Origin of the sequence: Butyrivibrio sp. FCS014 (genome assembly GCF_000526935.1) — a bacterium.
Lineage (GTDB): Bacteria > Bacillota > Clostridia > Lachnospirales > Lachnospiraceae > Butyrivibrio.
In genome coordinates, this window is record NZ_JAHA01000019.1 from 1215157 (window position 1) to 1233443 (window position 18287).

The 18287-nt window shown below is 49.6% G+C and carries 14 protein-coding genes; all 14 read right to left on the bottom strand.

Annotated elements, in window-relative coordinates:
• Nucleotides 1–50: 50 nt before the first annotated feature.
• A complete protein-coding gene (locus tag T456_RS0118055; protein WP_024867398.1) occupies nucleotides 51–1685 on the bottom strand; it encodes a DUF6020 family protein in 1635 nt (544 codons plus the stop codon).
• Nucleotides 1675–2619 carry a glycosyltransferase family 2 protein gene (locus T456_RS0118060; protein ID WP_024867399.1) on the bottom strand — a complete coding sequence of 315 codons (945 nt, stop codon included), beginning with the start codon at nucleotides 2617–2619 and terminating at the stop codon, nucleotides 1675–1677. Before T456_RS0118060 ends, T456_RS0118055 begins: the two co-directional genes overlap by 11 nt.
• 14 nt (nucleotides 2620–2633) lie before the next feature.
• A complete protein-coding gene (locus T456_RS21695) occupies nucleotides 2634–3164 on the bottom strand; it encodes a GNAT family N-acetyltransferase (protein WP_024867400.1) in 531 nt (176 codons plus the stop codon).
• Between the two features lie 83 nt (nucleotides 3165–3247).
• Nucleotides 3248–5062 carry a hypothetical protein gene (locus tag T456_RS0118070; protein ID WP_024867401.1) on the bottom strand — a complete coding sequence of 605 codons (1815 nt, stop codon included), beginning with the start codon at nucleotides 5060–5062 and terminating at the stop codon, nucleotides 3248–3250.
• Between the two features lie 15 nt (nucleotides 5063–5077).
• Entirely contained in the window at nucleotides 5078–6214 is a 1137-nt protein-coding gene (rffA, locus tag T456_RS0118075; RefSeq protein ID WP_024867402.1) for a dTDP-4-amino-4,6-dideoxygalactose transaminase, read from the bottom strand.
• 35 nt (nucleotides 6215–6249) lie between these two features.
• Entirely contained in the window at nucleotides 6250–6726 is a 477-nt protein-coding gene (locus T456_RS0118080; protein ID WP_024867403.1) for a GtrA family protein, read from the bottom strand.
• Nucleotides 6727–6739: 13 nt separating this feature from the next.
• Nucleotides 6740–8485, bottom strand: coding sequence for a hypothetical protein (locus T456_RS0118085; RefSeq protein ID WP_024867404.1), 1746 nt, complete (start codon nucleotides 8483–8485; stop codon nucleotides 6740–6742).
• Nucleotides 8479–9615, bottom strand: coding sequence for an acyltransferase (locus T456_RS0118090; protein WP_024867405.1), 1137 nt, complete (start codon nucleotides 9613–9615; stop codon nucleotides 8479–8481). The genes T456_RS0118085 and T456_RS0118090 overlap by 7 nt, the downstream gene beginning before the upstream one ends.
• A 23-nt stretch (nucleotides 9616–9638) precedes the next feature.
• The gene (locus T456_RS0118095; protein WP_024867406.1) at nucleotides 9639–11396 is read right to left on the bottom strand and encodes an ABC transporter ATP-binding protein; all 1758 of its coding nucleotides are present in this window, start codon (nucleotides 11394–11396) and stop codon (nucleotides 9639–9641) included.
• A 42-nt stretch (nucleotides 11397–11438) separates the two neighbouring features.
• Complete coding sequence (locus tag T456_RS0118100; RefSeq protein ID WP_024867407.1) at nucleotides 11439–12503, bottom strand: glycosyltransferase family 2 protein; 1065 nt, start codon at nucleotides 12501–12503, stop codon at nucleotides 11439–11441.
• A gap of 202 nt (nucleotides 12504–12705) precedes the next feature.
• On the bottom strand, nucleotides 12706–13716 hold the full coding sequence (pseB, locus tag T456_RS0118105) for a UDP-N-acetylglucosamine 4,6-dehydratase (inverting) (protein ID WP_330369827.1): 1011 nt from the start codon (nucleotides 13714–13716) through the stop codon (nucleotides 12706–12708).
• Nucleotides 13717–14229: 513 nt separating this feature from the next.
• On the bottom strand, nucleotides 14230–16056 hold the full coding sequence (locus tag T456_RS0118110; protein ID WP_024867409.1) for a hypothetical protein: 1827 nt from the start codon (nucleotides 16054–16056) through the stop codon (nucleotides 14230–14232).
• A gap of 4 nt (nucleotides 16057–16060) precedes the next feature.
• Nucleotides 16061–17068: a glycosyltransferase family 2 protein gene (locus tag T456_RS0118115; protein ID WP_024867410.1), complete on the bottom strand. Its 1008-nt coding sequence runs from the start codon at nucleotides 17066–17068 to the stop codon at nucleotides 16061–16063.
• A complete protein-coding gene (locus T456_RS0118120; RefSeq protein WP_024867411.1) occupies nucleotides 17061–18284 on the bottom strand; it encodes a hypothetical protein in 1224 nt (407 codons plus the stop codon). The genes T456_RS0118115 and T456_RS0118120 overlap by 8 nt, the downstream gene beginning before the upstream one ends.
• Nucleotides 18285–18287: the final 3 nt, after the last annotated feature.

The following is an 18287-nucleotide window of genomic DNA, read 5'->3' on the forward strand; positions in this document are numbered from 1 at the left end:
CAATTGCCTCTCAAAAAAACCATCACAAAATAATACCACACACGTGGCTCTTAATCAAACCGCCCGGTCGCCTGAAGAAGCGGCGCCGCAAGCCACAGGTACAGCACATACCTCACAAGGTAAGTTGGCCCCAGAAGCACCGTTAAGAAAGTCAGTACTATAGGCAGGAACATCAGAACTCCCTTGTATTTCCTGCGATAGATCCTGTAGAAGAGCACAAACATGAACAGTATCACATACAGCCCCGGGGAAAAGAAAAGGTGGATCACCGGAAGGTCGCTCTGGAAAGTCCCGATGGAAAGGTATCTGTAGAGCTCATCCAGAGGCTTAAGCACGCTCTTTCGCTCGCCGGGAACCTCCACCTCATAGCCGAAGTAGGAGCTCTCCTCGTAGGTAAAGGTGTACATACTGTTTCCCTTGTAAACGTTGATCACCGCCGGGGGATACACATAGCCATAGGAAGTCAGCATCCATGCATTCACATAGGTCATGGGATGCTTAAGTGCCAGCTTTTTCCATACTTTCCAGAAACCTGCACTGTCCTTTTCGTAAAGGTCATTGTTAAATCCAAGCTTCACCATATCCGAGAGCCTTGGAGTGTACTTTTCAAGGTTTTCCTCAGGGATATAGGCCGTGATGGCCTCGATATCCTCTGCAGTCAGTTCATCCTTCTCATAGTTGTAGACCCTTGCCAGCTGCATTATAGGCACCGTCAGCATCTCCTGATGGTGGGTTCCCTCGCTCACGTGGCAGGCCGCGCTAAGAAGCGGCGAGATCACCAGATACAGCACCACCGGCGCAATGAGCATCGGTGTAAGAAGGCTCTTTAGCCGTTTTCTAAAGTGAATCAGTGCAAAGGGCACAAACACAAGATACGCATAAAAGCCGTTGTGCCTGAAAAGCGGCATAACTGTTGCTGTCAGGATAAAAAGAGCCATCATTTTCCGGTTGGCTGCAAAGCCCTCCGGGTCTTCCGAAAGCTTTGCCAAAAGAACCGTCAAAAGAAGCAAAAGCGCCGAAAACAGGCCGTCCTTGCAGGAACACAGGGTGTACATGACGATGGTTGGAAATGCGCCGTAATAAAGAACCCAGAGTATCCGGCTCTTTTTCCCGATGCCCTTCTTCTGCATGTAGGTAATGGCATAGGAATAGATTGCAGTCATCACCAGCATCTGAAGCACCAGGTAGGTGAAGATGCCTGCGTTCCAGGAGCCTGTAACCTTGTGGACAAGGGCGATGGTGCCCCCAAGAAGCAGCACGTGCAAAAGCGGATGGTGAGTGGTGAAGGTCCTTGTCAGGACTTCGTTAAGCTCATCTGCCGCATCATATACAAAAAAGCCCGGAAATTCTGCCATAAACACAGGGATACTGAGCAGTATCATGCAGCCCCAGTTTACAAAGAAATCTCTTTTCCCGGGAAGATCGCTGTCCTGGTAGACGGGGAGCTTTATAAAGCCAAAGAGTTTTCGCCCTTCAAGGGCAAGGTTGTAGCCCCTCCAGATGTATCTGGTGTCCATGGCGATTATCACAATGAGCATGCCCCATACCAGCAGAAAATTCCTGTCGGAAAGATCGATGCGGTCCAGCTTTTCCAGCTGATAGCCAAGGGCTAAAAAGGTTCCTGTCAAAATGCCAAACAAGCCTGACAAAAGCCAGGCTCTGTTGTTGTCTCTATCATTTTTCATCACGGGTAGTCTCCCGAATCACAAATTGCGGATTGTTGTTCTGGGAAATGTAGAGTCTTCCCAGGTATTCGCCGATCATGCCCAGCATCAGCATCAGCATTCCTCCGATGAAAATCACGGCGCTCATAAGGGCAGAAAAGCCCACGGGCACGTCAGGAAGAACGAATTTCTTGATGATGGTGTAAATGCCGTAGATAAAGCCAAGGATGGCGAAAAGTGTGCCGGTTGCGGTGGCGATTCGAAGGGGCTTTACGGAAAAGGCGGTAAAGCCGTTGATCCAGAGGGCCATAAGCTTACTGAAGGTGTATCCGCTGGTGCCAACCTCTCTTGCCCTGTGGGTAACGTCAACGTTCACGATATTTCTGGTGGTGCGAAGCACAAGGCCGATAACGTAGGGGTAGGAGCTGGTGTACTTTATCATCTCATCCACCACAAAGCGCCTTGCGGCGAAATAGCTGGAAACATACAGCTCCTTGGGCTTACCCAGCATAGCGCCGGCCATCCACTCGTTCATTGCGGTTCCGAAGTTCCTGAAAAGGTTGTGCTTCTTGTGGCTGTATCTTGCATAAGCTACGTCTGCCCCTGCTTCCAGGGCTGCGATGAGCTTGTCTGCTTCATTTGCCGGGGTCTGTCCGTCGTCATCAAGACAGATAACGTAGTCTCCGTCTGCGGCGTTGAGGCCTGCCATAAGGGCTGCGTGCTGGCCAAAGTTCTTGGCAAGGTTTATTCCAAGAACCCTGTTATCGTCCCTGCCTGCAGCAATCTTCTGCAGAGTGTCCCATGTATCATCGGGAGAACCGTCATTTATCAGGGTTATGTCGTAGTCGTAACCTGCCATCCCCTTCATGGTCTCATCTATCTCATTTATTACCCCGCCGATGGTCTTGGAAGACCTGTAGCAGGGGATCACAAAACTAATCTTCTTATCTGCCATTTTTAATGAACCTTTCAGTCTGTCAGTGTTTTTTCCATCAATATCATATCATCTTTTTGGCCGTCACTGCACTCAACCTGCGGAAGATCCGCGGTTTTTGCAAAGCCTGCGTGCTGATAGCTCCTGATTGCCACGGTGTTGAAGGCAAAAGCTCTAAGGATCAGCTTCTTAAGCCCAAGTTCATCCCTTGCATACTCTGTTGCAAGAACCGCAGCTTCGCTGCCGTAGCCCAGTCCCAGAGCATCCTCTTCGCCGATAAAGATGCCGTACTCTGCGCTGTCCTCTTCCCGGTTGATATCCCGAAGATGCAGGCACCCGATGGGGCGATTGTCCCTTCCGTTCTCGCAGATAACAAGCTGCACCACTTTCCCGGTATCAAGCATGGTCTCTTTCCAGGTCTTCATGCCCTCCACCGTAAAGTCTTTTCTGTATACATGATTGTTTCTTATCCGGTCCTTGTTTCGCCACTCCACAACCAGAGGGAAATCCGCCTCTTCTATGGGCCGTAGGGAAACCTTGGGGCCTACTTTTACAAACTCAGTCATTGAATCTCCATTTCTTTATATAGCCGCGCCATTCATGATATTCTGCCGCTCTCCGGACACCATGCAAAATGCGCGATTCGTTGTCACTGCGGGCTTACGCTGTACACTGCGAACACATCTGCCACAAGGTCCACCTGCTCTATGGCCACGGTCTTTCCCTTGTCCTTGTAATAATCGGAAAGCCATCCTGTGTCCTTGCCCTTAAGCTGCACCATGTAGACATTATCTAGAAGAAGTGCCTTCTCCATGCTCTCAAAGCCGTTGTTCATAAGCTTTTTATAGTACAGCGGGCTCTTGGAGGCCCAGCCTCCCATGAGATCGTGGTTTGCTTCGCTGTTGTCCACGTTCTCAAACATCTTCTCCGAGAAGGTCTCCTCCTCATAGTCTATGGCATCCGCCACAGAAACGCCGGTGTACACATCCACAAAGTAGAAGCTGTCCTCATGTTCATCAAAGTACTCATACAGCGGGCCGTAGTGCTGCCGCATGCTGTCTCTGTCCTTCATCTCCGCATTTATAATGTTCACCTGGTTGGGCACTGAAACCGCCGCCACAAGAGCTGCTATCACCACGGGGATGAACACGTTCCTGCGGTAATTCTCGCATCCAACAAGGATCATTCCCACAAGAATGCCGATCTCCACCAGATACAGAGGATGGGTTATCCTCACGGGATCCCTGCCCCTTACAATGATGTAGAGCCAGAGGGTGCTCCTGCAGGCAAACAATAGTGCCAGCATTGCCACCACAGGCAGTCTCTTCTCCTTCTGCTTTCCGAAGAGATAGAGAATAAGGGTTCCCAGATACAAAACACCTGCTATTATATTCCATGGGAAATCCGACATAGGGTATTGATAGCTCTTTTGCGCGGCTATGTGCCTTAGCCTGTAAAGGTACTCAGGTACTGCATTTATGAGCTGCTGCATAAGCGGTATCTCGTCGGTCTTAAGCTTGTCCGCATATGAAGCCACAGCCCTTAAGATATCGGCATTTATCTCCTCGTCCAGACCGAAGTTGTAATTTATCAGCAGCTGCTGCTCGCTTTTGTCCAGGCCTATCCCGTCGTAGAACGCCTTGTTCTGCGCATAATCCGGGATGTACTGGAAATCGTAGAGCTCCGTTCTTGCATCAAACAGGCGGTTAAAGTCCTTCCAGTCAGGAGTCGAATAAGCTGCCCTGTGGGCGATCTGCCCTATAAGGAGGCACAAAACCAGCGCCACGCACAGTTTAACGTAGGTTGTAAACAGCTCTTTTCTTGCGCCGGCACGGGAAACCATGATGCTTCCATCCTGCTTGTCCTGCAAAGACAGCCGCTCCAGCCACCACTTGGACAATATCCCCACTCCCACCATGGGAAGGGTCAAAAGAAGCATCTCGGACCTTATAAGGTACGCAAGTAATATAAGAAGTACCGGGAGGATGAAGGCTCTTTTCCCGGAGTCTTTACCGGTCATGATAAGGAATATGGCCGTGGCTGACAAAAAGCCGCAGTTGAAGGTGTACTGCACGAACAGGAAATGTGCTCCCACAGCGCCAAGCATGAAGGCCAGTTCCATGGCTCCCACTTCAACCTTAAGGAGGTTGTCGCTGCAGAGCTTAAGGGATCTGTAAAACACAATGAATACGCACAGATACTGGCAGGTGCACAAAAAAATGCCGTACCAGTCAAAGCTCCATGCCGCCCGGTACAAAAGGGCGATAAAGGCGCTTATGGGGTACAGCATCTGTATGTTGTGTCCGGCAGGAGTTCCGGTGTAGGCTCCCGATAAAATGTCCTTCATCAGGACATCGTCGTTGAGGTCAAAGTAATGATCCCCAAAAAAGCCCGCAAAAACCACGACTGCCACAGTCATAAGAACAGAAACTATGAAGTTCGGGCTGATGCGCGTCTTTTTCATATGAATGCTCCGGAATTATGTAAATTTGTAGTACTCCTTTACTCTTCTGACAACCTCGTCCAGGTCGTCGTTGGTGAGCTTGTAATACATGGGAAGGCGAAGGAGTCTCTCGCTCTCCTTTGTGGTAAATCTGTCCTCTCCGTGGAACTCACTGTACTGAAGGCCTGCCTTTGAAGAATGAAGCGGCACATAGTGAGAAGCGGGAAGGATGTCATTGGAAAGAAGGTACTCGATAAGGCCCTTTCTCTCCTCGAAGTCCTTGCACTTTATGTAGAACATGTGGGCGTTGTGGACGCATTCCTTAGGAACGTAGGGAAGCTCGATAAGTCCTGCCTCCGCAAGGGGCCTAAGCGCCTCGTAGTATCTGTTGTAGTGGTCCATTCTGTCGTTGTTGATCTCCTCAGCCATGGTAAGCTGCGCGTACAGGTAAGCGGCGTTCATGTCGCTGGGAAGATATGAGGAACCGGGCATTATCCAGGAGTACTTATCCACCTTGCCAAGCTTGTAAAGGGTTCTGTTGGTGCCCTTCTCCCTTATGATGATGGCGTCGTCCACGAAGGTCTCGTCCCGAAGGAGAAGCGCTCCGCCCTCTCCCATGCTGTAGTTCTTGGTCTCGTGGAAGCTGTAGTTTCCGAAATCTCCGATGGCGCCAAGGGCTTTGCCCTTGTAGGTACTCATTACGCCCTGAGCTGCGTCCTCAATAACAAGAAGGCTGTGCCTCTTTGCGATGTCCATGATGGTGTCCATCTCGCAGCCGACTCCCGCATAGTGTACAGGCACGATTGCCCTTGTCCTGGGAGTTATGGCATCCTCGATGAGGTTTTCGTCAATGTTCATGGTGTCGGGCCTGATGTCCACAAACACCACCTTGGCGCCTCTGAGAACGAAGGCATTGGCTGTTGATACGAAGGTGTAGGAAGGCATTATCACCTCGTCCCCTTCCCTGATCCCTGCAAGGATCGCAGACATCTCAGTGGCGTGGGTACAGGATGTGGTCAAAAGAGTCTTCGCTACCCCGGTCTTCTTCTCGATCCATTCGTTGTCCAGGGCTGTGTATTTGCCGTCGCCGCAGATCTTCTGGGCCTCCACACACTCCTTTATGTAATCAAACTCTTTTCCCGTATAAGGGGGTACATTGAAATTAATACGCATAGCTTTTCTCCTATCGGACAGACCCTTGATACCGGTCAGTCTTTTTTCTTAAATACAATGAGCTTACTTATAACATAGTTCAGGGCTATAACAACGAAGGTTGCGGCCAGCTTCACCGGCATCTTCGGGAATCCCATGAGGGTGATGAAGATGTAGATGATAAGGTCCTCAACAACAAGGGTAAAGAGCCTTCCCGCTGTGAAGGAACCCGCCTGCTTAACAAAGTCCTTAGTGCTGTCTACCTTGCCGTCAAACACCCAGGTTCTGTTGGTAAAGAACTGGAAGGCAACGCAGATGATCCAGTCGATGGTGTTGTTCACAACTTCGTTGAGGTGCATTACCGTGTCCATGAACCAGAACAGGAAGATGCTAAGGAAGAATGCCAGGCCTCCGAAGAAAAGGTACAGCAGGCCTTCCTTGTGTTTCTTGTAAAAGGGTTCAAAGATATTTAAAACCGGCAGGGACATGATCCTGTCGAAAATATCCTTCTTCTGTGTTTCGTTTGTTTCCATAATCTGTTAACTCCTATTCATTACAGGCAAAAATCATAAATCTATTATTCTCAAAGACCTTATTATAATCATGATTGGTTATATAGTCCAATAAAATATCATACTTGGCCTGAATGTTGGCGTAGTCGGCCATGTCGCTGCCTACGATGATGACGGGCTGCGCTTCGTCTGATACCGAGAGCTCCATCAGCTGATCATCGAACTTCTGCACCGAGTAGCTGTCAAGGTCCGGCCACACGGTGTTGATGGCCGGCTCCATGTCAAAGATATAGGAAAGTCCCGGAACTCCGCCAAAAAGGATGACCTTTTGGCCTTTGAGACCGTTATCTTCGAGGGCTTTTGCAAGTTCATTCAGAGAATCCGCGTTGTCTCTGGTGGTTGCCATCCGGGAAACCTTGGGTACATCAACGTGAGAATCCAAAGCTGATCCCATTACCCCGTCCCCGAAGGACCATTTTCCGTGAAAGATGGCGCCCTGGATAAGGATCACAACAATAACCATCGTTATCATTGCCTGCCAGGGGAAGTGATAGCTCTTTTCCCCCATTCTCTGCATGAGGCGCCTGAAGATCCAAAGGCTTATGGGCGCTGCCACGAAGAGGTTGTTGATGACAGGATAGGTGTAGTTGTTGCTGCCAAGGGGCGTTATCAGGATTATCATCAGGGCTGCAAAGGCAAGGGTCTGCTCCTGTTTGCTGCCGTTAAGGACTCCGAGGCTTCCAATAACACACATTATTATTGAGAAGATGATAAACATCATGGCAGCGGGGAATACGCTGTCATAGTACCAGTAGTTTCTTGTAAATACGCCCTGGGCGAAGTAAAAGCGCACCAGGACAAGAAGTCCAAGGATGTAGAGGACTTTTTTGGCCAGAACATACTTATCCGGCAGGAGCAGGAACATGATGATGCCTGCGCCGATGCAGGGAAGCATGATCAGCATGTGGGAGCCGGCATGAAGGTACGCATCAACGATGGATGCAAGCATTCCGCCTGCGGTGTAGTCCGATGCCCCCTCGGTCATGCCAAAAAGGCCGCCGATCATGTTGAAATAGGCCATGGGGCTGTATATAAAGCTGATGGCTGCAAAAGGGATGAAAAGACCTATGAGGTACCCCCCGATGCAGATAAATGTCTTTTTTACGGTCTCTATGAATCTTCCGCGGGTTATCAGCTGGAAGAACCAAAGAATAAGGATCAGTGCGGCCTCGGTGATGTTGGGGAAGCGCACCATTACGTTAAGTCCAAGGCATACTCCCGCAAGCACCAGGAAAAGAGTCTGCTTCTCCCACTCAAACAGTCCGATGAGCAGAAGCAGCACTCCCAGGGTCATAAAAAGGTAGGTCAAAGTGTTGTACAGGATGACTCTCGGGCACCAGAACAGGCTCTCCGCCATGAAGATCCCGATAAAGTTCATCCATCCCGGCATCCATCTCTGAAGAAGGTAGTAGGCGGCAAGGGCTGCAGCGCAGATAAACAGCGTGCAGTAGATGCCGATCCCCGGCATGGTCCCGCCAAAGGGGAGTTTCATAAGGATGCTTCCAACCGCATTGGCCAGGTAGGTGGACAGCGCCCACATGGGATCAAGGCCTTTCAGATACTGGAAATTCGAAAGGCTGTAGGTGGTGTCCGCGATGTCCAGTCCCCTGTTTACGCCGATAAAGGGATACAGGAAAAGGATAACCGGAAATACATATGTCTCAAGGGGCTTTTGAAACCTCTTGAATCTGTAAAAATAGCTTCTAAGGGTCGTCAGCATATTTTCTCGTCCAGCTCTCTTATCTTCTTAAAAAGCCATGTATCGTGCATTACTCTTCCAATAAAATCAAAGATCATCTTCCTTATCCAGTCAACAAAGATGCCGGCCACAAACACAATAAGGATCGACCTTACGGCATGCCATGCAAACAGCGGAACGCTGTGGTAGGGAACGGAACCCAAAAGGTGCTCCATCCAGGTAACCCATCTGTCCCTGATCTCGATATGCATGTGGAGAAGATATACTCCGAAAGTGAGCGGTCCAACAAAGCGCACCACATCTGCAGCTTTTCCCTCTCTCATCCTGTAGAACCTGAAGAAGGAGAAAAGCCCCAAAGACCCGGTCAGGGTAAAGAAGAAGTTAAGGTTAAAAGGCACCTCGGAATAATGAGCCAGGCCGCCGTGGTTAAAGTTGATGTAATACAGGGAAATGCTCATGGTGGCGATGACCGCGCAGGAAATAAGGAATACCATGGCACTCTTTCTTGCGGAATAGAACAGCACAACATTATATTTGCGGATATAGGCCGCAATGAGATACAGGCAGATGAACCAGCCGTAGTCATATCCGAAATGGTCTGTAGGGAAAAGAACCGGAACAATGCTCTTGATAAAGCAGAACCAGACAAGAAGTCCTATGATAACGGCCTTCATCCGGATTCTTGGGAGCTTCTCCACAGCGGCATTCATAACCGGTGCCAGCACATACATGATGACGTAGGCTGTCACAAACCAGTAATGCTCGGAAGAGATGGGGAAAAGATACTCCACCAGCTTGTAGGTGGTGTTCCCCGCCTGAAGACTGTAGGTTCCCACCAGCATCATCACCAGTGAGATGACAAAGGTATAGAAGTAAACCTGGGCGATAAGCTGCAGAATCCTGCTAAGTTTTACCCTGCCCTTTGACAGGAAAAATCCCGAAAGAAGCACATAGACATTAAGCCCTGTTATGGCAAAGGACTCCATGATATTGGCAAATACTGCCGTTCCCGTTGCGGGAATCCCAAGCTGCAGCAGCGCTCCCGTCTGGCTGTTGTAATGAAGGGTGATGATCATAAGCATCGCCACTATCCTCAAAAGCTCAAAGCCGGGATTTCTTTTGCTTTTCTGAATTTCGTCAGCAGTTCCCATAACTGTCGGTTCCCCCAAACCTGTTACTTTTCTTCTTTAAGTGTTGCCTTGCCCTCTCCGATGCTGTAGATCATGTCGCATTTTTCTATGGTCTGAAGCCTGTGGGCAATGATAACAAGCGTTTTTCTTCCGTGAAGTCTGTTTATTGAATCCATAATGGCTGCCTCGGTGTCATTATCAAGGGCCGATGTAGCCTCATCCAGCACCAGGACTTCCGGATCCTCAAAAAGAGCTCTCGCTATTCCGATCCTCTGACGCTGTCCGCCGGAGAGTCTTATTCCTCTCTCGCCGATCTGAGTGTCCAGGCCTTCCGGCAGCTCTTTTACGAATTCATCAAGAGCAGCCTCCTTGAGGGCCTGCCATACTTTTGCGTCATCTATCTCATCCTCGGGAACGCCGAAAGCCACGTTCTTCCTGATGGTTGAATCCGTCATGAATATTGTCTGAGGGATGTAGCCTATGTTCTTAAGCCATCCCCTGTAGTTGGTGTTGACATCAACGCCGTCGGCCAGGATCCTTCCGTTCTCGGGCTGTAAAAGTCCCAGGAGAACGTCCACGATGGTGGTCTTACCTGCGCCTGAAGTTCCAACGATTCCCACGGACTTTCCAACGGGAATGTCCATGGTTGCTTTATCAAGGATAAGCTTGTCGGTGTTGGGATATTTGTAGGTGATATCCTCAAGCCTTATGGTCTTCGTAACGGGAAGCTTCTCCACTGCCTCTTTTACCCTATAATCATCACTGTTGTAGTTGATGGAGGTGTCGTGGATCTCATTCTGGAGATTGTCGCTTACGTTATCAAGGAAAGGCTCAAAATATGCGATGGAGGTCAGGTAGTTGTTGATCCTGTTGGCGCTGGGAAGGAGTCTTGCCGCTGCCGCTGCCAGCACGGTGAGCTGAGGAAGCAGGGAAGCAATACTGGTTCCGGTGGCCATTACCGCCAGCATATAGCCGATCATGCCTGCAATGGCGATAGTCTCGATAAGAAGCCTGGGTGTTGAATTGTAGAGGTTGTATTTCTGGACTGCGTTGACGTAGCCTGCGCCGCAGTCAGCATAGCCGTTGATGAAGTAGTTCTCTTTGTTCGCAACCTTGATCTCCTTGATACCGGTAACGGACTCGTAGATCCACTTGTAAAGGCCGCTGTAGTAGTCCTGGTTGTCCTGTCCGGCCTTGACCATGACGGGCTTGATAAAGAACTTGATAACGAGCAGCACGATAACAAGAAGGGTTGCGATTGTTAAGGTCATTTTGGCGTCCTGGCTAAGAAGTATGATAACCAGGCATACAAACACGATCATCTCACTGATAAGCTGCAGGCAGCTAAGAATCAGGGCGTAGAGGTTATTTACGTCCGAGGTGATGTTCCTCTGGATGACAGTTGTGTCAGCGTTTAAGTAGTACTCATAGGGGCGCTGCATGAAATTGATCATCATGCGGCGGGAGGTGGCGAACTGGTTGGTGTAGACGAATCTGAGCTGTACCACGTTCATGAAGTACAGGAATACGTTCTTTATGACAAATACCAGGATCAGAGCCACCATGATAAGGGCCGCCAGCTGGGTGGTGCTGCCAAGATGGAACAGGTTGTAGATCCCTGAAAGCACCCTGCTCTCCTCAACCTGTTTGGGGTCAATGACAACCTGCATCACAGGGGCGATCATGGCGATACCGAAGGCTTCAAGTACGCCTCCTATGAGCATCAGGATGACTATGCCCACCATCTGTCTTTTTTGCCTCTTATCAAGAAGCACCTTGAGTTTACTGTAAATCTTTCGCATCTAAATATATCCCTTCCGAAGCCGATTCGTGAATTGCCGGCCTCAGCTTTTTTTACCTGATCGCAGGTCTCTGTAAAACCACAGAAGTCTGTAGTAAACGTAAAAGAAAAGGTGTGATCTCATCTGGAAGCCGATAAGCTTCTTCTCTTCGGGATGGATCTTCTCTATGTAGTATGGGTTGTTCTGAAAATCAGGAAAGGTCTCCTTCATCTCTTTTCCCAAAGCCTTTGTAAAGCTGTAGCAGCCGGGAACCCTGAATTTCTTGGGCATGGCCGAGAACAGGGTGTTCACGTAGAAAAGCACCGTGTACTGGAACTCGATCTCCGGCTTATATTCCTCAAAGTAGCCGTTTTCTCTGGCTTCAGACACTATCATACGGCCTGCAGCCATTCTGTCCTCCAGGTTTTTCCTGGAGATGCTGTGAACCGTCGAGGCATCGTGCTGATAGTAGTAATAGAGCGGCTCCTGAATGTATTCAAAGTGTTTGGAACGGGTCATCCAGGTGTTGCTGACCGCGTTGTCCTCATAGAAGATGTTCTCCGGGAAAACGTCCAGTTTGTCTTTGGTTCCGGGGACATAGTCCTTAAGGATCAGCTCGCGTCTGTAAATCTTAACAACCAGGCTTCCGGTCTCGATAAGGAGCTTTGCATATCTGTCGTGGTCCATGACGCCGGTCTGCTCGAAGTTGTTGTTGTGGACTATCTGACCGACCTTGAAGCTGTGCTCGTGGGTTAAGTTGTAGTCGCAGCCTACCATGTCGGCGCCGGTCTCCTCGGCTTTCCTGATGAGCTTCTCGTAGTAATCGGGAGTGATCCAGTCATCCGCATCGATGAAGCCCAGCCACTCGCCCTTCGCAATTGCAAGGCCTATGTTCTTGGCTCCGCCCTGGTGAAGGTTCTTTTCCGAATGGATGGCTATGAAGCGCCCGGGGTATCTGTCCTGGTAGCTTTTTAGGATCTCGTAGGAGTTGTCCGTTGAGCAGTCGTCCACTGCGATTATCTCGTAGCTTCCGTCTTCCAGGGTCTGGGAAACCAGGCTGTCGAGGCAATATTCAAGTTTTCCGTCCGCTGCCATGTTGTAGACAGGCACAACTACACTAAGTTTCATCAACACATCCCTGATTATCGTAAGGCCGCGTCGGTGGCGGTACCTTTTATCGTATTATAGGGCCGCGCCAAAGGCGGCGCCTTTTATCGTATTATAGGGCCGCGCCAAAGGCGGCGCCCCGTATCGTAAAAAGGAAGCATCGGCCGCTAAAAGACCTGGTGCTTCCGATTTGTTTGCAGCTTATGTTTTTGAATGGGGCAGCTTAGTGATCAACTGCCTCTGAAAGTCTGTTTCTTATCTCCTCTACGCTCATCCATTCTGTGTTGTTGCCTGAGCTGTAGTAGAATCCGTCGGGGACTTTCTTGCCCGCAGGATCGGGAGTCTGCCACTCGTTGAAGGTAACCTGAGGATAGATGACAAAGTGTTTGTCGAACTCGTAGGTGAAAGGAGCGTCCTCAGTGGTAACCATGCACTCGTCAAGCTTCTCGCCGGGACGGATGCCAACTTCCACGGTTCCGATGCCGGGGCACATAGCCTCTGCCAGGTCCTTGATGTGGAATGAAGGGATCTTGCTGATGAAGGTCTCACCGCCCTTGGCCTCTGCCAGAGCCTTAAGAACCAGCTCAACGCCCTGAGGAAGGCTGATCCAGAATCTTGTCATTCTGTAATCTGTTATGGGAAGCTCTTTCTCACCCTTCTCGATAAGGCTCTTGAAGAAAGGAATGATGGATCCGCGGCTTCCTGCCACGTTGCCATAGCGCACGATGGAGAAGTTGATGTCCTTGGCGCCTGCGTAAGCATTGGCTGCGATAAAGAGCTTGTCTGAAACCATCTTGGTTGCACCGTAGAGGTTCACGGGATTAACGGCCTTGTCAGTGGAAAGAGCCACAACCCTTGAAACACCGGTGTTGAGAGCCGCATTGATAACGTTCTGGGCTCCGTTTATATTGGTCTTGATGGCCTCATCGGGGTTGTATTCACAGGCGGGAACCTGCTTAAGAGCTGCCGCATGGATGATATAGTCCACGTTCTCGCAGGCTCTCTCAAGTCTTGCGCCGTCTCTCACATCGCCGATGAAGAAACGCATCTTCTCTGCATTTTCTCTATAAATCTTCTCGTTGGACATGGTGAACTGCTTGTACTCGTCCCTTGAATAGATGATGATCTTCTTAGGGTTGTAGTGCTGGAGCAGATACTCGGTAAAGCAGTGTCCAAAGGACCCGGTTCCACCGGTAACGAGGATCGTCTTGTTATCAAGTATTGATCTTTCCATTTATAAATCCCTCTTATTTTAATGATAGTTTAACTAATTGATTATAACGTAGGATGCCGGCAGTGTCAAAAATAGCCACCGGGGACGGTTCTTTTTGGCACTCTTGGCTGGGGCCACCGGGGACGGTTCTCCTTGGCCACCGGGGACGGGGTCATGGGACAATTTTTTGTATCGGTGTGTTGGTAGCGGTGGAGTCGGATGCGGGAGGCTTTGGGGGCCTTTTGGGGGACTTGACGGCTGGAATAATACCAATACCCCAAAAATCCCGGGTTTGGTATTACAAAAATAATACTAATCCCTCTATATATGTCCGTTAGTATTACTTTATGCCTCTTTGACCTCATAAAAACCCTGAAATGTAATACTAAACCCCGCTTTATCAGCGGTATGGTATTATTTTCTCTCTTTGCCCAGCCGGCTAAGGTTGTACCTATAGGTGAGACACGTGGTTTTCACTTTTGGTAATCAAATTTATTGGATGTACCTTCCGGTGAACAGCCACAACTTGCTGACTTACGGCGTTACTTCATAGGTGTTCCACATGTCCTCTGTGGCGATCCACTTGATATTAGTCAGGTTTGCGCCAGCCTTAAGGTTGTCGAAGGCTTCCTTCTGATAGTCGTCGTCCGCGGCATAGAGCACGATCTTATCTGCGTTTACGACCTCAGCGTCGGTTATTTTATCAAGGTTCTCCTCATCCATGTAAAAGACCTTGGGATACTCAAGCAGCTCATCCGTCAGCCTCCACACGTTCTGAGGTGTCGCCGGATTAAACATCACAACAGCAACTTCGCCCGAGTTTGCCTCAGCATAGGCCATCTTGTCCCTGTCCTCCGGGTAAAGGAACAGCACCCTGCCGTCATTTATGAGTCCCTTAAACAGGAAAGCCAGCATAACTGCTCCCATTACCCACAGGAGTGTCCTGTTTCCGAGCTTTGACAGCACATAGTAGCCGTCAAGGAATATCAGAAGGATCAAAAGCCCGTAGATAGGCATCTCATATCTGTTAGAAGCTGCCCCCACCAAAAGAGCAGTCTTTGAAGTCAAAAGGAAATAGCCAAAGGCTCCCACTGTAAGGGCCACCAGCTCAGGGCCGAATTTAAGCTCCCGGCCTACCGGTGCAGATTTGCCATCGGAACCTGCCGCGGTTTCATTCTCGCCGCGCGCCCCGGCACTCTTTTTCCCGCCGGTCATATTGGAGAGCCCGTCATAGCGGCTGTTTAGTATCCCTCTGGCCTTCTTGTTACGAAGACCGATCCCGTAGGCGATCCCCAGGAAAAGAATCAGCGCTATCACCACCAGGCCTCCGCCAAACACGAAGTCATTTAAAAGACCCATAAAGAAGGAAATTCGCATCCAGGTGTTATTCATATCAAAGAGGCTTCCTGAGGCACCTGTGCCCCTGTAACCTCCGAACATATGACGAACAGCCGAAGAATATGTGGCAACTGCCAGAAGCAAGCTTGCCGCACAAATCCCTATATAAATAAATCCTTCTTTAATTTTTTGTTTCTTAAGCAGAAGCCAAAAAGCGCAAACCGCTCCAATACATACAAAGAAGAATATATAGAAGTACTGAATAAGAAATCCCAGATACGAAACAATAGCGATTGGAAGAAATCCCTTAAGGATAAGCCCCTTCAAGTCGCCATTCGCGCTATCGCCGCCAGCCTTCCCGCTGCCAGGCTTTTCGCCTTCACCGCCGGCCTTCCCGCCGCCAAGATTTGCGCTGCCGGCCCCCGCGCCGCCGGCCTTTTCGCCGCCAAGATTTGCGCTTCCGGCACCGGCGCGCAGCTCGTCATACCTCTTTATCAGCCGCACATGAAAGTAGGCGCAGGCCATGACCGCAGCCCCAAGCCATGCGTACATTCTGATCAGGAGATTACTTGAAACCGTCTGTGGATTCAGCCCCCAGAACACCAGTGTAAGGATCTCCAAAGGAAGCGGAAGCTCAAGCTCCTCCATGAGAAGACACAGGAAGATAAAAGCAATAACAAAAGCTATCAAATTGGTAATAAGCCCCGGCCACTTGGAGAACTGCCCCGGCACAAAGCTGCACAGGGTGTGGAAGATAAAGTAATAAAAAGGCGGATGAACATCCCAGCTCTGGACCAGCTTCACCATTCCGTAGTTGAAGCCCTCACCCGGTTTTACCGCAAACTCATCGAGGATGGTCTGTCGATCCTGCCACTCTCTGTCAGGCTGGTAGAGTCCGATGCTCCTGTTGGAGGAGTAATAGGTATAATATTCATCCTCGTGATAGCCGCTTTTCTGAATTCCATAACAAATGCTCACAATCAGCGAAAGGGCCAGAATAAATCCAAATATAATTTTCTTCATAAACTTAGAGCCCTCGCAGTTTTGCATGGATTTGACGCACCAGTTTCGGGGCCGGTGCAAGGAGTTTCAGATAGGTCTTTTGCTTGCCGGTAAGGTACTTATTTTCATTTATGGAAGACATGTTTTTTCTCACGTAAGAGACCACAGAATTATAAAATTCGTTGTCCTTTGTCATCTTGGAGATCGGAATATGAAGAAGATAGTCAAGCCTTTGAACATAACCAAAGCGCTCAGCCACCTCTGTAAGGGCCGGGTGATTCTTCTTTACAAGATCAAGGGCCACATCCGCATTCCTTACGATATCCGTAAATACCGGAGGGAAGTAATCCTTGTTATCCCTGGTCTTTCTTGAGTTGCTGCCTGTTCTGTAGAATACGTGATAGAACTGCTGCGGAAGGATGACGAGCTTATTCACCTTCTCCAGCATATGGATCATCAGATAGAAATCCTCGTTGAGCTCTCCCTCCGGGAACTTCATCTCATCTGTAAAGAGGCTCCTCTTCGTCAGCTTTGTGCAAAAAGAGGCATCTCCGGTATGCATAAGCAGTGTCCTCAAATGCTCCTCCGGGGAAATCTCAGTTACCTCTGAAGGCGGGATCACAACATCCGCAAGCTTCGAGCCATCCTCTGCAATTTCATCCCTGGAAGCCTGCACCATGTCTGCATCGTGCTCCATAGCCGCAGCCATCATGACAGAGTACATCTCTTTTGATACAAAGTCGTCGCTGTCAACAAATCCCACATAGTCGCCTGTTGCCGCCAAAAGCCCAACATTTCTGGCACTGCTGGATCCTCCGTTTTCCTTGTGGATGACCTTGAGATTCCTATGCTCCCCGGCCATTTCATCCAAAATCCCGGGTGTTGCGTCAGTGGAGCCGTCGTCCACGGCTATCACTTCCAGCAGATCTTCCGGGTAGTCCTGTGCCAGCACCGAAGCCACACACTTTTTTACCAGGTTCGCTGTATTATATGCAGGTATTATTACCGTTATCTTCTTGCTAAATTCAGTCATGGATTTCCTCCGGAACCTTCATCTGGAGATACATATCGCGGCCTACTGCCAGTATTATGACCAGCATCGCCACAGTCAGCGGCCACAAAACCGTAACCGTTGAGCCGAACAAAAATCTTGTGTAGGTGATCATGGCTATGACCTGCAAAAAGGTGCAGACAGCCGCTCTCTTATAATTCAAAAGTGCGTAAACCACTGCCAGAAGCTCTGCCACATAGGCGTAACGCTCATGCATGGTGGGAAGACAGAAGCAGCAAAGCAGTATGGTAAATATCGCCAGGGTCACCATATATTCCCTTGTGACCTCGAACTTTTTGTTTCTGATAACATAGGCCAGAGCGCCGAAGATAGCCAGGGTGCAGATCACTCCGGCGGGGATCAGCTTCTTCCTGATCTCCACATCAAGCTGCCCCGTGATTATTGTGTAAATGCTGGGATAGTTCATGGAAAGCCGCGAGAACATGGTGGCCTGACTTCCGTAGATTCCCATAAGCTCGCCGAAATTCCGTCCCGCAATAACAGCTGGTATTGTTGAAAGCACGTAAATTACGGGCACCCAGAACACGTATCTGAGCTTTATCTTGTCCTTTAGCCACAGGATGATGATGAAAGGTGCAAGAAAAATGGCCTGCTGTTTGAAGCTGTAGCTGATGGCCAGATAAATGAAACCTCTGTTGCTGTTTCCCTTCATGAAATGAAGAAACGAAAGAAGCAGGAATGATCCGAAAATGGCGTCATTCTGGGCCCAGGCCCCGCTGTTAAGAACCGAAGTAGGAAGGAACATGATGCACCCAAAGGCCAGCACGGACTTTCTCACATTCCCGGAAGTGGCTTCAAAGGTGATCCTTCCGATGGTCACGGCGCAGACAACGTCGAAGATCACGGACACGGTCTTTACCAGATAGATGTCCTTTACTCCGCCGCCGATGTAGTGAAGCAGCACGATAATGTACTGGAACATGCAGTTGTAATCGAAGGTGCTGGCATCGGACACCCCGGGCTTTATCCCAAGATAGGCGAATCCGCCGGCCTCGTGGCACTCTCGCATCCAGTCGGCAAAAGACAAAGCGTAGTCCCCGGAGATCACGTCATACAGGGAGAGTCTGAATATCAGTCCCAAAGCCAGCATCACGGCAGCAAAAATCAGGTCCACCATTCTGAACCTGATCTTAAAATATTCAACTTCCGCATCCAGCAGCTTGTCGATAGTTCTCATTTA